The following is a 15,610-nucleotide window of genomic DNA, read 5'->3' on the forward strand; positions in this document are numbered from 1 at the left end:
ATCATGAGCTTCCATTTGACAGATGAGGTCATTAAAAGGTTATGCGGGCGGTTCTCTTATGAAAAAGGAGAAATCCATTATCATCAGGGAAGAGTGACTTTCACGAACGAGGATTCTGAAGGTTTGATTTATGAAGCTACGGTGATCGAAAACTCACTTTGCCACATTGATATCGAGTTCATTCGAGAACAGGATGTCCATGCAGAGTGCACCTGTCCCGATTACTATCCTGACGATTTATTCTGCGAACATATAGCAGCCGTCCTGCTGAATATAAAGGAACATCAGCAATCTGATCAGTCACAGCGGCTTCCGTCGGATACTTCGAATATACAGCGTGCTGAAAAGTCCTGGGGGGAAGCTTCAACCAGAGACAATAAGTTGATAAGCGGCATTTTGGAGCTGTTCGATAGCAAGCCGAATCGACCAAACTTTCCCCGCTCTCTCATCGATCATCGGGCCGTTCTGGACATTGAATTCATTTGCAAACCTGTTCCTCTCGGCTACCGCAAGTACATGTTCGGCATCGAATTGAAGGTTGGTCCTAAGCGATTGTATATTGTGCGGAACATTAGAGAATATCTCGATCGAGTCGATCGAAGAGAAACCCACCCGTTCTCCAAGCAGTTCGAATATGATCCCGAACTTCACAGATTTCACAAGGAGAACGATGCGATCCTTCGTCAATTGATTCAAATTTATCAAAATGAAAAGATGTATCGCGCAGCTTCAGCCCCCTACTCCATGAATACAAACCCTATGGGTGACGGTAGAATGCTATTGATTCCCCCGTATTCATGGAACAGCCTGGCTCCTTTGCTCGCTGAAGCTCCAATGGTACAACTCGAGCACAATGATTTCACTTTCAAAGGTATCCGGATTTCGGATGAACCGCTCCCGCTACATTTTGAGTTCAACCAGGCGAAGTCGGAAGGATACCAATTGGATGTTCAGGGACTTGATGAGATTACTGTGATGGAGGCTTATGGGGTCGTTCTCCATGAAGGAAAGCTGCTAAAGCTTCAATCCGAGTCATGCAAGCAACTTTCGGATATGATACAAATGCTGGAGCATTCCCGTAAGATGAGCATTCAGATTCAAGCGGAACTCATGGAACCTTTTATGGAAAAAGTGGTACCCGGCCTTATGAAGCTGGGCAGTGTGCGTATCGCCCAAGCCATCTCCGACCGCGTCACACATACACAATTGCAGGCCAAGCTGTATTTGGATCGCGTGAAAGATCGATTGCTTGCCGGTCTGGAGTTTCAATATGGCGATATCGTCATCAACCCTCTTGAGGTAACAGGTCAAAGACGCGGCTCCGATCGCATCCTTATGCGTGATGGCGATCAGGAACGACAAATTCTGGACCTCATGGAACAAAGCGCGTCTGCCAAGACCGAAGGCGGTTATTATTGGGATGACGAAGAAGCGGAATATGAATTCCTGCATCATACGATCCCTCTGCTCGAGAAGCTTGCCCGAATATATGCTACGTCCGCCGTGAAAACAAGACTTCTGACAGGACTTGCTCCGCCGACCGTCAAAGTGGATGTTGACGAACGGACCGATTGGCTCGAATTCAAATTCGATATAGCAGGCATTCCTGAATCGGAGATCCGTCGTTTACTGAAATCTCTTGGGGAGAAGCGCAGATACCACAAATTGCCGGATGGCGCATTAATGCCGCTGGAAAGCGCTGAGTTCCAGGAAATCGTTCGACTCATGAACGAAATGGGCATTCGCAAAGAAGACATCCAAGAAGGAGGCATCCATGTCCCACTAGTCCGCGGTCTTCATTTGATCGATATCCAGGAGAACGGAAAGGCCGTCCAGTTGGGAAAATCGTTCCGCCGTTTGCTGGAGAACATGCGGAATCCGGATAATCTGGATTTCCCTGTACCGGGCAGTCTGGAGCCCGTGCTTAGAGATTACCAGAAGTACGGATTCCAATGGTTAAAGACGCTGGCCCACTATCGATTCGGCGGCATTCTCGCGGACGATATGGGGCTCGGGAAGACATTGCAAAGCATCTCTTTTCTCGTCTCCGTGCTTCCAGAGATCCGGGAACAAAAATTGCCGGCGATCATCGTCTCCCCTGCTTCTCTCGTGTACAACTGGTTGAATGAGTTCAAGAAATTCGCACCGGACGTTCGCGCTGTCATTGCGGACGGAAGCAAAGTGGAGCGAAGCCGAATACTGAGACAAGCGTCGCAAATGGACGTGATTATTACCTCCTACCCGTTATTACGCAAGGACTTTGACTTGTATGTAGAGTTCTCCTTTCATACACTCTTCTTGGATGAAGCGCAAGTTTTTAAAAATTACTACACGCAGACAGCTCAAGCGGTAAAAGGGATACAAGCGCAACACCGTTTTGCGCTCACCGGAACGCCGGTAGAGAATAGGCTTGAGGAGTTATGGTCCATCATGGACGTCGTATTCCCCGGCTTATTCCCTGGCCGAAAGGCATTTGGCGAGTTATCCAAGGAAACCGTGGCCAAACGGATCCGACCGTTTTTGCTTCGCAGATTAAAGAGCGACGTGCTGAAAGAGCTGCCGGATAAGATCGAGTCGCTCCAAGCTTCCGAGCTGCTGCCGGAGCAGAAGAAGCTGTATGCGGCTTACCTGGCCGAATTGCAGCAGGAAACGTTAAAGCATTTGAATGAGAAAGGCTTTCAGAAAAACAGAATCAAAATTTTAGCAGGCTTAACCCGGCTTCGCCAGCTTTGCTGCCACCCCGCTCTGTTTGTCGAAGAATATGCGGGAAGCTCCGCCAAATTCGAACAGCTGATAGAGATCATAGAGGAATGCCGGAGCGCGGGCAGACGAATGCTCGTATTCTCTCAATTTACAGAGATGCTGGGATTGATCGGACGGGAGCTTGGCTATTTGGGCGTGCCGCATTTTTATTTGGACGGCCAAACGAAGGCGAAGGAGCGCGTAGAGCTGTGCAGAAGGTTTAACGAAGGAGAGCGGGATTTATTCCTTATTTCCTTAAAAGCCGGCGGTACCGGACTGAATCTGACCGGTGCAGATACTGTTATCCTTTACGACATGTGGTGGAATCCCGCCGTGGAACAGCAGGCAGCCGATCGCGCCCACCGTATTGGGCAGAAAAAAGTCGTGCAAGTGATCCGCCTCGTCGCCCAAGGCACGTTGGAAGACAAAATGTACGAACTTCAGCAAAAAAAGAAAAACTTGATCGAAGAAGTGATCCAGCCTGGTCATGAGGTCTTGTCCGCTTTGACGGAACAGGAGATCAAGGAGCTTCTATTGATTGGATGAATGATGTACCATTAAATGCCTATTTGTGCCCCTTCAGACGTGCAAAAAAGCCTCCAACGCCACTTATTAGTGGGATTAGAGGCTTCTTCTTCGTTTCAAGGCATTAACCTTCTTTTTTAATCGTGACAGCTCCGAATTGTTCTTCTCCCCATAACAGCTCCAGCCGATCACCACTGCTTACAGGACCTACCCCTTCCGGAGTTCCAGTGTAGATGATATCTCCCGCACCTAAACCATAGTGCTTCGCAATATAATCAATGATCGTCTGTAGATCGAAGATCATGTTGCTGATATTCCCGATTTGCACAACATTTCCGTTTTGAAGAAGTTTAAAGTTCGTTTGCGCAAGCGCTGCTGCCCCTGGGAACGGACGGAACCTGCTGATCGGCGCTGATCCAAGGAAGCCCTTGGCCGGCAGCCAGGGATGACCTTTTTTCTTAATGACACTTTGGACATCTCTAAGGGTAAAATCAATACCCAGTGCGTACTGATCCACAATGTCGTTTACCGTAACACTGTTACTGTAAGGCTTCGCAATATGCAGAACCAATTCTGCTTCATAATGGATTTCACCTTGGGTTCCCGGAAGCGTTAATTCGCCACCGTCTATTTCTACAAGCGCATGTGTCGGTTTCGTGAAAATCATCGGCTGATCCGGCACATCGTTGCCGAGTTCTGCGGCATGTGCTCGATAATTGCGTCCTACACAATATATATTTCGAATTTGTTCTTTCATTAGTCTCTCCGCTCCTTAATTATTTCTTTGTCACATTGCCCTGTGCATCGACATGCGCACCAATCGAAATTTGGCTCAGACGTTGAAACAGCTTCGCGCCATCCTCAGTGTTCATGGGTGTTGGCAGCGCACCCTTGGTTAGAATCGGCACAAGATGCACATCGCATTGTTTATCTTTGGAGCAAGCCGCTTCGAGAATGACGGTTTCCCAAGTTTTGGGTATATCGTTCGTTGTAAAAATAAAATTGCCCAAGCTGTAGGCGATCCATTTGCCTTTGTACTGTTCAAAGCCTTGAAGAACGTGCGGATGACCGCCAACGATGAGATCGGCGCCTGCATCTATGTAACGGTGGGCCAGATCCTTCTGATTTTTGTCCGGATTATCGGATCTCTCAACGCCCCAATGGGCGATAACGACGACGAGATCAGCCTGCTCTTTTGCTTTCTGAATGGCCTCGACTGGCAGCTTATGGCTATAGGTTTCAGCGACGCCGGGATGTCCGGGACCCGCTTTCCAAGAAGCCTCAGGAACTACGCGACTGAACCCGAGAAAGGCGATTTTCATTCCTTGTTTTTCAACGATGACGGGTTGATAAGCTTCATTCAGATCTTTGCCGGCCCCTATGCGTTTAACGCCTTCTTGATCTAAAGAAGCCATTGTGTCCAGCAAGCCTTCGGTTCCAAAATCCATCACATGATTGTTAGCCAAATTGACCAAATCGATGCCTGAACCCTTCAAAGCCGGAAGCGCTAACGGTGACGAACGGTATACATAATCCTTTTTTTGAACCGTGCCTCTTGTCGTTATCGGCGTTTCCAGGTTCGCGATCGTATAATCAGGTTTGCTTAAAAAATCGGATACATTCGAATACGGATAATCATAGCCTTTTTGCTTTAAAATATCTTCCACTTTAGAGGCAAGCAGCACATCCCCGACAAACGAAAGCTTCACCTTCGCACCCGTCGCAACAGGCTTGTCCGATGCTGCCTGTGTTGGGCTCGTGACGACAGCTTTTGGTGTTGGCTGCGGACTAGGCGAAGGCGTGGAGCTTGGCTTCGGACTTGTTGAACTCGTAGTTTGAGGAGCTATCGTCGTTTCAGGCACTGATGCGGATTGAAATTGTTCGGCAGGCGTGCTGCGCGATGACCAATAAGCGGCTCCCGCGCCGATGGCGAAACAGACGGCGGCGGCTAGCGTCAGCCCTCCGATGACTTTGAGCGGCGTCTTCTTTCGTTCAGGCCGCTGCTGCTTTTGTTTACGGTGACGTTCTAATCTGGATTCCAATCGAGCATTCCCCTTTCCCCAAATCAAATTATACCAGAACCTATCCGTTTTCGGTATGAGAGGAAATTTAAAAAGACCACTTTGTCCACATCAGACGATAGTCTGATTGGCGAATAAACCTTCCTATGAACGCGGTCGCTCATCATCGAAAGACCTCGATAAAGGTTTATCTCATAACGAAGTGATTCAGGATGTGAATCGGCATCGAATCTTGAACGAAACCGGGAAGTCCGGTACTCACGTAGCAACCCTCTACGTTCCGTTCCTCCTTCTCCGGATTTCGTCCAACCTTCTCGGTTCTGAAAGCGGACTTTCTAAACCTCATATTGAGTAAAGAAGCCCGCGTTCTCAGATCGTCCTTACTGTGGTATAACAGAAGCAGGGTTTGAAGACTATTACTGGTTGATGAAAGGAAGCAATTCATTTGGAAAAGATCGCGATTATTTCAGATATTCATGGAAATATGCCGGCTCTGGATGCCGTGCTTTACGATATCGACCGCAGAGGCATTCGCCGGATCATTTGCCTTGGCGATCTCGTCGGCAAAGGACCGGGCTCCGCAGAAGCGGTAGATCGAACTCGGGACGTATGCGAGACCGTCGTGCAGGGAAACTGGGATATAGGCATCACATACCCACAAGATCAGCCGGCAGGCCTATGGCATCAGCAGCAGCTCGGCGAAGAGCGGCTCGCTTATTTGGCGCAGCTTCCATTTTCCGTCGATTTACATATGAGCGGTAAGCTGATCCGGCTGTTCCACGCTTCCGCACAAAGCGTCTTTCACAGGGTGAAGCGCAAAGCGCCAAAGGAAGAAAGACTCGCCATGTTCCAAAACACGGAAATGACGGGGATACCGTATGGTCAACGGCAGCCGGACATTGTCGGATATGGAGATATTCATCTCCCTTATCTCTTGACGATCAAAAATCCTCCTGAAGAACGATCTGCGAAGCATACGGGCGACGGGCGGATATTATTCAACGCGGGAAGTGTTGGAACGCCATACGACGGCATTCCGCAAGCATCATATTGTGTCCTGGAGGGAGAAGCCGAGAGTCCGGCAGTTCCGGCCGGGATTTCCATTCAATTCGTTCGCGTACCCTATGATATCGGGCGTGCTGTCCAATTAGCTTATGCAGCTGAGATGCCCGAGAGCAGAAGATATGAGCTTGAAATCACTACAGGTTTGGTTCATAAATAAAACGAAAAGACCCCATTAGACTCAGGTTAGAATCTAATGGGGTCTTCCTATGCAATACGGCTAAATGTATGGGGCAGGAGCCGTTGCCTGCATCGGTTGAAAAGCGTGCAAGAACGTTTTCGCCGTATGATCTTGCATCGTAGGCACTTGATATTGACCTAGCTGATTCATCAGTAAAAATGTATCGTAAGCATGCTGATTCGCAACAATGGCACCATTCAGCAGCATTTGCCGCACATTGGGGTCCGCGCATTCGAGCGAAGCGTGCATGCTGTTCTTGGCGCTGTTTTTATGACAGCATAAGACTGCATTTAGTATCTGCCCATCACTTAGTCGCCCTTGGATTTGGGGGGCCGCCGGGGAAGGTTGGCGCAGTCCGTAATTTATCTGCTCCGGGGAAATTCCTCCCATGGCGTAAGTCCCCGAACTAAAGCCGGTCGAGCGATTAGCCGCACTATAATCATGCGTATAAGCAACTAATTGATCATATTGCTGGACCATTATTTGAATCTGCTGCTGAATCAAGTCGCGAACTTGCGGACTTTGCGCATGCTCCGCATAAAGTGAGAAATGCGTAATCACGTTCATTTTTTCATTCAAAATTTCATGGACTTCCACGGTTTCATGTGCGCCGAAAGGCATCTCAAATCTTCTCCTTTTGCTGAATGACGATTGGAATATTTCACCATACTTTACTTTCCCCGTTGTCTATGAAATTATGCATACTTGCATAACTTCGATTACCATAATTAGGTGTCCCTCTGAAACCTTGTTATAATGGACAAGTCATGAGAAAAACTGACGAAACAGCATGAAATGAGGACTCAGAATGGTTCGTTGGCAAGTAAATTTGACCGTGCTTTGGCTAGGCCAATTTTTAGTTATGGGCGGAATGACGATGATCGTCCCATTCCTTCCCTTATATTTGCAAGAGCTTGGCATGAAAGACCCGCATGAAGTGGCGACATGGGCTGGCCTTATTTTTGCAGGTAATTTCGTAACATCCTTTCTGTTCCAGCCGATATGGGGCGGTTTGGCCGATCGCTATGGCCGCAAGGTCATGCTGCTGCGCTCCGGTTTCGGTATGGCCATCGTCATGACCCTCATGGGCTTTGCCGGCAATGCTTGGCAGCTCCTCATTCTGCGGATGGTGAACGGGACCATTTCCGGCTACGCGCCGGCAGCAGTCGCTTTAATGTCCACGAATACGCCGAAGGAGAAAATGGGTTTCGCCATGGGCACGCTCCAATCAGGAGCCGTTGCCGGAACGATCCTCGGGCCTTTTATTGGCGGCTTGCTGGCCGAGTGGATCGGTTACCGGTATATCTTTTATATTACCGGAATACTGCTGTTTGCCGCTTCGGTATTGACACTCCTGCTCGTGAAAGAGAAATTTAACGTAAAGGAAGCCTCCGCCAAGCCGAAAATATCGGTCATCCAAGCGTTCGGACAATTAAGACATGTGCGCCAGCTGCCTTCTCTCTACGGCGTAACGCTTTTAATCCAATTTGCAATGCTAAGTACGATGCCGTTGATGCCCCTGTTCGTGGCTGAGCTTCACGGGCAGACTGCCGGGCTTGCCTTTTTTGCCGGATTAGTCGGATCTATAACAGGTTTCTCCAATATGTTTGCTTCGCCGATTCTCGGCAAACTGTCCGATCGGATTGGGCCGGAACGCATTCTCGGCATCTGTCTCGCCGGTGCGGCCGTACTTTTCATTCCGCAAGCTTTCGTGCACAATGTGTGGCAGCTGTTTGCCGCACGTTTTGGGCTTGGCATTTTTATGGGCGGACTGCTGCCTACAGTGAACGCACTCATTCGCAAATATACGCCTGAAGGGATGGAGAGCCGTTCCTACAGTTTTAATACTAGCGCGCTTAGCCTCGGCAATATGTTAGGCCCGGTAGTTGGAGGCGCCATATCCGGATACTTTAATATTCGCGAGATCTTCATCCTTTCCACGATTCTGCTCTTTATCAATTCTTTATGGGTTTATAAGACGCTCCTGGTGAGAAAAACGTCTATCGAAGTCAATTTCGAAGATGAGCGACCGCGTTAAGCGGAAGTTTTTATCGCCAATAGGAAAGTTTGTTAAGCACTTTAGTGCTTTAACGAAGTTAAACTTTCCTATGTAGTAAAAAAAGATGGCGGTTAATTCCACAATATGGTAATATAGGTGTATTGTTGATAGAAAGGATGCCTTGCATGAAGCTGAACTGGCGAAAAATTGTATTCATCGTCGTTTGTGCGGAGCTGCTGTTTATTTATTGGAACAGCATCAGCGCGATTCCGTTTAATAAGCAGCAAACTACTCATCCCATTTTTACACAAAAATCGAACACTTCATTGACACACTTGAAGCCTCTGACACCTAATGGCCAAAGTGAAACGGAATTACATACAACGGTACGAAAAGCATCATGAAACAAAAAAAGCGCTTTAGGCTGATGGGAAATCAGCTTACGGCGCTTTTTGTTTGGTACAGATGGGTTGGTAAGACCTACTTCACACGCGCCAGAGCCAAGCCGTCATAGGCTGGAAGGATGGTGCTTTCCAAACGGGGATCGCTGGCGATCAGGCTGTTGAACTTACGCATCGCCTGCACCGAAGCTTTGGTCTCCTGCGAGTCGATGACCTTCCCCCGCATCAAGGTGTTATCGCCGGCAATAACAGCGCCCGGATTCGCGAGTTGAATTGCATACTCCAAATAGTTCGGATAATTGACCTTGTCCGCATCAATAAAAAAGAAATCGAACCGCTTCCCTTGATCCCGAAGCTGCGCGAGGTGATCCAATGCCTCACCAATTCGGTATTCGACGCGATCTCCGAGACCAGCTTCCGTAACATTATGCTTCGCTACATCGGCGAATTCCTGCTTCAATTCGAGCGAGACCAGCTTGCCGCCTTCCCCTAAACCTCGGGCCAAGCATATGCCGCTGTAACCGCCCAAGGCCCCTATTTCCAACACTTGCTTGGCACCGATCATTTTTACCAGCATCGTCAGCAGTCTGCCGTATCCCGGCGCAATGGATATTTCAGGCATATGATGGGCGCGAATACCAGCTTTGACCCTCTCCAAGACCTCATCTTCTTCATATAAGCCTTCCATATAGCTTTCAGCTGTTATCGTTTCCATGCTCACTTCTCCTCTTCTAAACCCTCTGGCATGAGGTTTGGTTTGTAAGTGTCCCCCATTTGTCCTATACTTGTTAATTGTATGAGTTTTATGAACGATGCACAACCCGGATAGAAAGGGATACGATCATGCCGCAACTTGAATTAATTGCTACTTGTCCAATGGGACTAGAAGCCGTCGTTGCTCGCGAAATTCGCGACCTCGGCTACAATGAGGTGACCGTAGAGAACGGTCGCGTACGTTTTATCGGAGACGAACTGGCCATTTGCCGGGCAAATATATGGCTTCGTACGGCCGATCGCATCCTCGTGCTGATGGGCCAATTTAAGGCGCTCACATTCGATGAGCTGTTCGAAGGTACGAAAGCTTTAGCTTGGCCGGATTGGATCCCAGGCGATGCTGAATTCCCCGTAGAAGGACGTTCGCACAAATCGCAGCTATCGAGCGTGCCCGCTTGTCAGGGGATCGTGAAAAAAGCGGTCGTAGAGAAGATGAAGCTGCGCTACGGCACCGAATGGTTCTCCGAAACCGGCGCGCGCTACGTCATCGAAGTCGCGCTTTTGAACGATATCGCGACGCTGACGATCGACACGACCGGTCCCAGCCTGCATAAGCGCGGCTACCGCAAGCTGGTGACGGAGGCACCGCTCAAGGAGACCATGGCGGCTGCCATGATCCTTCTGAGCCGCTGGCGCGTCGAGCGACCGCTGTACGACCCGTTCTGCGGGTCGGGTACGATTCCGATCGAGGCTGCCATGATCGGGTGGAACATTGCGCCGGGCCTCCGGCGCAGTTTTCCCAGCGAGGAGTGGGACAATGTCCCCTTCGAGCTGTGGGAGCAGGCCCGCGAAGAGGCCTACGACGCTGTCCGTGACGATGTCCCGCTGGACATCGTCGGCAGTGATATCGATGGCGCCGCCATCGATGTGGCCGAAGCCGCCGCGAAGGCGGCAGGCCTGGCGAAACAGCTCCACTTCCGAGTGGAGCCTGTGGCCAAGGCCCGTCCGCGCGGCGACTACGGCTGCTTGATCACCAATCCTCCCTATGGGGAGAGGCTTGGCGATTCCAAAGAAGTCGAGCAGGCGCTGCGCCAGCTCGGCTCGATCACGGGACAGCTGCCCTCGTGGAGCGTCTTCGTGCTGAGCCCGAGCCAGCAGCTCGAACATTACATGGGCCGCCGCGCCGATAAGAAGCGCAAGCTGTTTAACGGCCGGATCGAATGTAATCTTTTCCAATACTTGGGGCCATTACCTCCTCGCAAACCGGTCGAGAGCAAGTAGTCCGGCGCTCACCAAAAACAAAAATCCCTCAATGACATTGTCCTGCCAACTGTAAATACAGTTGGTCTGCCAAGCGCATGAGGGATTTTATTTTATGAATAACCACCATATCAGCAGTGCCCAGAATAAAATCGAGAATAGGATACTCCACAAGCAGCCTTTGGCAAAACCTAGCTTCGGCTCCTGCTCCGTCCTTCTATTCCTATCACCTGACATGTTCTACGAGCTCCAAAGGCAAACCATCCGGATCCGCGAAAAAGGTGTATTTCTGACCCGTTATAGGGTCGATTCGCACCGGCTCAACGTTAATCCCTTTATCTAGTAACTCCCGCACACTTTGCTCCATATCCGCAACGGTAAAGGCCAAATGCCTCAGCCCCCGTGCCTCCGGTCGGTTCACTCTCTCCGGCGGGTTCGGGAATGAAAACAATTCAATCTGCTGCTCTGTCTCCCCTACCTGCAAGTCCAGCTTGTATGAATCGCGCTCTGCCCGATAGGATTCGTGTACCACCTTCATACCAAGCAGTTCGACATAAAAATGCTTCGATCGCTCATAATTCGAACAGATGACGGCCACATGATGAATTCGCTCCAGATTCACACGGTTTCCCTCCAATTTGACCGAAATGAGGTCATTTTCTGTTATTCTCTCATCATACCTTCTCGTTGCAGCATGGCGCAACAAAGCCCCCGTTTTTTCCTATACAGCAAAATAGCCGCATTCAGGGCGACCCCCCATCCTGCAGCTATCTATTAACTCTATTATCCGTCCGCTCTCATCGTCTCGATAAGATTTTGAAGCACATCTTCAGCCTGCTCGTACGATACTTGGCAAGTGCCTGCAGCATGGTGTCCGCCCCCGCCGTTTTTGAGCATTAATGCGCCGATATTTGTCTTCGACGATCGATTAACGATGCTGTGTCCACATGCAAACACACAATTCTGCTTGTTTCGGCCGTCAACGATCCAGATGGATACGTTTTGTTCCGGATATAACGCATAAACCATGAAACGGTTACCGGGATAAATGTTCTCGACATTGCGGAGGTCCGTGATGATGACATTGCCTTCAGTACGCGAATACGTACTCAGCATGTCCCGATACAGCTTATCCAGCTCAAAGTACCGATCTACGCGCTCTTTGACATCCGGAAGCTCCATAATCTCATCAACCGGCAACGTCACACAATGTTCGACAAGTTCTTCCATAAGCTGGTAGTTGCTGATCCGATAATCGCGGTAGCGGCCAAGCCCCGTACGGGCATCCATGATGAAAGAGAGCAGATCCCAACCGCGCGGGTTCAAAATATCTTCTTTGCTGAACTGAGCGGAATCCGCTTTGTCCACTCCCTGCATGATATCGTCAATATCGCCGAAAGTCGGTTTACCGCCATAATAATCGTATACTACTCGTGCCGCACTTGGGGCAATGCGGGTTTCCCCTTTAAATTCCACCTTTTGTCCCATCCGTTCCAGCTCACTGGAATGGTGATCAAACCATAAGCCGCAACCTGGCACATAAGGCACGTTTGCCAAAATATCATTTTCCGTCACTTCAATTAAGCCGTCCTGCATATCTTTGGGGTGAACGAATTTCATTTCATCCACCATGTTCAGCTTCTTAAAAAGCATCGCACAAACCAGACCGTCAAAATCAGAACGAGTGATCAATCTCATGCTATGTCCCCCCATTAGTAGTCCTTAAGAACTACTTTTTCCATATCGATTTCATTATATCGTTCCTGTCGATTTGTGACAACGATTTTTCAAGTATGCATCCGTTCCTAATCCTCGATTCTGGGCGCCAACGGATCGCCGGAAGGTTTCTTCGTTTCGGCGATTTGTGATAACTTCGTTAAATAATACAGCTCTTCTCTAACCATATGGTCAGCCAACAACGGTGCAAATGCACCAAGTGTCTCAAGCGTTAGGCGCTGCTCTTCAAGCTCCCGCAAAAACTCCAGAAATAGTGTCATTTCAAGTTCCGCTTCTTTATTCAAACGGCTGAGCGCGGGAAATTGATGCACATTCGTGCGTAGGTATTGGGCAAACTCGACAGCTTTCAAATAGAAATCCCTGAATTGATGCGCGAAATGGCTGCTCATTTCTTTGCGCTTATTCTCTGTCAAATCAAGACCATCCTGAATCGCGCCAGCATGACCGAAAGCGTCTTGCAGCCAAACCAAATGCAGATGAAGCGGACTCGGTGCCGACGGCAATTCCTGTCTAACCAAAAATCCCATCACGGACAGCGCTTCTTCGACCTCATTCACCATATGATTCAAAAAGGTAGGCGGTAAATTAATGCTAATTTTCCCTGTCAAATGACGTTGCAGAAGATGCAGCTTGAAAGCGCGCAGCTCTTGTGCTTTCTGATAGGAACTATGATTCAACATCATGATCGCCGGCAAATCCAGATCCCCGCGTGCGGTCTCAAGCAAACTATCAAAGGTATGAATAAAACACCTCGCATGCTCTATCTCGATGCCTTCACTCGGCGCAAGAGCGTTGTATATGAACCGGGCATGATCACCCAGCACCTGCAGCCAGAAACGTTGTTCGTACAATGCCGTTGCTTCAAAATCATTTTTGAATTCCATTTCATTCCCTCCTGGGCATTTGCGTATATTCTGTACCCAACATATGTGCATTCGCCTATTCATGTGCGGAGGAAATCAACCAAAAAAAACGGTCAGCCTAAATCGGCTGCACCGTTCTCCATTTGGAAGATAAACATTGATAAAGTCTTGTAAGGAAAGCTTCGATTTGAGATAATGGCGGAATTTTCACGGAGAGCTTAACTTCGCCCTTCCAGTAAAAAATAAGGATGCTGTTGCTTCGTCCATGAAACATTTCGACGTCCCAGCACGTCTCATTTAATGAATATTCTTCACGATTAATCATCAGCTTCGGACCATCTGAAGATGGTACCAAACGGGCAACATGATTACCGCAAAGTGAGGTGATTTTCTGTTCTTCGTGTAGCATCCATTCAGGCTGCATGCTGCTGGATCCTCCCTTATTTCTACTTATATTATTGACAAAAGAAAAACCCCGCCATATGAACCGATCGGAGGGGTTCTGGATGTAGAAGACCCAATCGTCGGCAGCTGGCTGGCAACCCGTCCACTTGCAGGACAAGAAAGCCCCTCTAGCTTTGCGTCCCTGGCTTTCGCCAGGTTTGCCTTTATCGCGATGTTTTTTAGCGAGATGTAGCGAAAGCTGTCAAAAGGTGATATCTATACTATCAAGAATAAGGGATGTTCAGTGGAAATCGAATAGTTCTATAGAACTATTTTTCACATACTTTCATTATTTTTTGCAATTTTTGTAGGAAATTGACGTTGTGAGCCTACGTGGTGAGAAAACTTTTATCGAGGCAGCTCACAGATAAGCGACCGCGTTTAAAGGTTAGTTTTATCGCCAATAGTCAAGCTGTTTTCAATTTTTGAAAACCTATTCTTTCCTATGTGGTAAAACAAAGTTCCGCCAATCGTAATGACGGCCATTACCGTGTACAATGTACTTCCGCTATACGAAGCAAGCATAAAACCGCCGATCCAAGGTCCCATAAAGTGACCTACATTGGTTAGCGTTTGCGCGCCAAAGTAAGTTCCACGCATATGCTCAGGGGCTAATTTATCGATGAGCATGTTGGCGGCAGGGTAATTGAGAATTTCTCCAAACGTGAAAACAATCATCGAGATGACGAGAAGTATCGTCGTTTGTGAGAAGGCAAACCCGACATCTCCAAGCGCGAACATCAGGTTTCCAACCGAAATGGCGACAAGCGGCGTATATTTCTCAGCCCAGCGTGTCAGAGGAATTTGCATGGCTATGACGGCAATGGCATTCACGCTCATCAATAAAGCAAACATTTTCACACCATCAGCGAAGCTATGCTCTAAGTATTGGGACAGAGTCACCATAACCTGTGAATACCCGATCGCGCCGATAATCCCTCCAATGATATAAAAGCGGAATGTGGTATCACTGCGAATGACCCGCCATGCAGAGGTAAACGTTACAGTCGCTTTCTTCTCACCTTCGATTTTTTTGATGCCAAACGCGGAAAGAAGTACATACAGCGTAACGGCATAAATAAAATAGACGATCCCCGTAATCAGAAAAGGAAGCGCTCCGTCCATCGTTGCGAAGAAAGCGCCTAACAGAGGCCCTACCGCTACTCCTACATTAATGGCCATGTAACGCATCGAGAACACTTTCAATCGCTTCGCAGGCTCCGTTAAATCAGCCATCAACGCTTGAGATACAGGCTCGTAAAACGATCGGCACAAACCATTCAGCATATTCAGCAGCATGAACCAAATCGGCAGTTTCACAAAAGCAAAACCGGTAAAAACGAACGCCCAGCCAAATAAAGCGGCCAGCATGATAATACGTCGGCCAAAACGATCAGACAGCGTTCCTCCTACAAAACCGCCAACCGTTCCGGCTAAGGCTCCCATACCGATGACGATCCCAATCATAATCTCGCTCATCGAAGTGTTTCTTGACAGATAAATCGCGAGAAATGGCAAACTCATCGAGGATGCCGCTCTCGCCATAACGGTTCCGAGAATCAACGTATGTACGATAGGGTGATAAGAACTTAGAAAATCTCGAAATCGATTCATGTTGAGGGGCCCCCCTTCTATGTATTTTATTAACCTAAGGTAAGTAA

The 15,610-nt window shown here is 48.6% G+C and carries 14 protein-coding genes and 1 riboswitch; of the genes, 5 read left to right on the forward strand and 9 right to left on the reverse strand.

Features of this window, described 5'->3' with window-relative positions:
- The first annotated feature begins 3 nt into the window (after nt 1-3).
- Entirely contained in the window at nt 4-3,288 is a 3,285-nt protein-coding gene (locus tag ICC18_RS13530; protein ID WP_188174955.1) for a DEAD/DEAH box helicase, read from the forward strand.
- A gap of 103 nt (nt 3,289-3,391) precedes the next feature.
- On the opposite strand, the gene ICC18_RS13535 is transcribed toward ICC18_RS13530, so the two are convergent.
- Both ICC18_RS13535 and ICC18_RS13540 read right to left on the reverse strand, forming a co-directional pair.
- Nucleotides 3,392-4,024, reverse strand: a complete 633-nt coding sequence (locus tag ICC18_RS13535; protein ID WP_188174956.1) for a fumarylacetoacetate hydrolase family protein — start codon at nt 4,022-4,024, stop codon at nt 3,392-3,394.
- 19 nt (nt 4,025-4,043) lie between these two features.
- Nucleotides 4,044-5,309 carry a CapA family protein gene (locus tag ICC18_RS13540; RefSeq protein ID WP_223192554.1) on the reverse strand — a complete coding sequence of 422 codons (1,266 nt, stop codon included), beginning with the start codon at nt 5,307-5,309 and terminating at the stop codon, nt 4,044-4,046.
- Nucleotides 5,310-5,733: 424 nt separating this feature from the next.
- Here ICC18_RS13540 and ICC18_RS13545 point away from each other — a divergent pair, with 424 nt between their 5' ends.
- Entirely contained in the window at nt 5,734-6,510 is a 777-nt protein-coding gene (locus tag ICC18_RS13545; RefSeq protein ID WP_188174957.1) for a metallophosphoesterase family protein, read from the forward strand.
- Between the two features lie 60 nt (nt 6,511-6,570).
- Here ICC18_RS13545 and ICC18_RS13550 read toward each other — a convergent pair whose 3' ends face one another.
- Entirely contained in the window at nt 6,571-7,152 is a 582-nt protein-coding gene (locus ICC18_RS13550; RefSeq protein WP_188174958.1) for a spore coat protein, read from the reverse strand.
- A gap of 187 nt (nt 7,153-7,339) precedes the next feature.
- Here ICC18_RS13550 and ICC18_RS13555 point away from each other — a divergent pair, with 187 nt between their 5' ends.
- Both ICC18_RS13555 and ICC18_RS13560 read left to right on the forward strand, forming a co-directional pair.
- A complete protein-coding gene (locus ICC18_RS13555) occupies nt 7,340-8,569 on the forward strand; it encodes an MFS transporter (RefSeq protein WP_188174959.1) in 1,230 nt (409 codons plus the stop codon).
- Between the two features lie 146 nt (nt 8,570-8,715).
- Complete coding sequence (locus ICC18_RS13560) at nt 8,716-8,934, forward strand: hypothetical protein (RefSeq protein WP_188174960.1); 219 nt, start codon at nt 8,716-8,718, stop codon at nt 8,932-8,934.
- A 76-nt stretch (nt 8,935-9,010) separates the two neighbouring features.
- Here the strand turns inward: ICC18_RS13560 and ICC18_RS13565 are convergent, their stop codons facing one another.
- Nucleotides 9,011-9,646: an O-methyltransferase gene (locus ICC18_RS13565; RefSeq protein ID WP_188174961.1), complete on the reverse strand. Its 636-nt coding sequence runs from the start codon at nt 9,644-9,646 to the stop codon at nt 9,011-9,013.
- A gap of 128 nt (nt 9,647-9,774) precedes the next feature.
- Here ICC18_RS13565 and ICC18_RS13570 point away from each other — a divergent pair, with 128 nt between their 5' ends.
- Nucleotides 9,775-10,926 carry a THUMP domain-containing class I SAM-dependent RNA methyltransferase gene (locus ICC18_RS13570; protein ID WP_188174962.1) on the forward strand — a complete coding sequence of 384 codons (1,152 nt, stop codon included), beginning with the start codon at nt 9,775-9,777 and terminating at the stop codon, nt 10,924-10,926.
- 205 nt (nt 10,927-11,131) lie between these two features.
- Here the strand turns inward: ICC18_RS13570 and gloA2 are convergent, their stop codons facing one another.
- The 5 genes from gloA2 to ICC18_RS13595 form a co-directional block, all read right to left on the reverse strand.
- Complete coding sequence (gene gloA2, locus ICC18_RS13575) at nt 11,132-11,527, reverse strand: SMU1112c/YaeR family gloxylase I-like metalloprotein (protein ID WP_188174963.1); 396 nt, start codon at nt 11,525-11,527, stop codon at nt 11,132-11,134.
- A 161-nt stretch (nt 11,528-11,688) separates the two neighbouring features.
- Nucleotides 11,689-12,603: an exopolyphosphatase gene (locus ICC18_RS13580; protein ID WP_188174964.1), complete on the reverse strand. Its 915-nt coding sequence runs from the start codon at nt 12,601-12,603 to the stop codon at nt 11,689-11,691.
- Nucleotides 12,604-12,710: 107 nt separating this feature from the next.
- Nucleotides 12,711-13,526, reverse strand: coding sequence for a DUF2935 domain-containing protein (locus ICC18_RS13585; protein ID WP_188174965.1), 816 nt, complete (start codon nt 13,524-13,526; stop codon nt 12,711-12,713).
- 97 nt (nt 13,527-13,623) lie between these two features.
- A complete protein-coding gene (locus tag ICC18_RS13590; protein ID WP_188174966.1) occupies nt 13,624-13,929 on the reverse strand; it encodes a hypothetical protein in 306 nt (101 codons plus the stop codon).
- Nucleotides 13,930-14,028: 99 nt separating this feature from the next.
- Nucleotides 14,029-14,122, reverse strand: a riboswitch (cyclic di-GMP riboswitch).
- A 208-nt stretch (nt 14,123-14,330) separates the two neighbouring features.
- A complete protein-coding gene (locus ICC18_RS13595) occupies nt 14,331-15,563 on the reverse strand; it encodes an MDR family MFS transporter (RefSeq protein ID WP_188174967.1) in 1,233 nt (410 codons plus the stop codon).
- Nucleotides 15,564-15,610 lie beyond the last annotated feature (47 nt).

It is taken from the genome of Paenibacillus sedimenti, from assembly GCF_014534655.1.
Lineage (GTDB): Bacteria > Bacillota > Bacilli > Paenibacillales > NBRC-103111 > Paenibacillus_E > Paenibacillus_E sedimenti.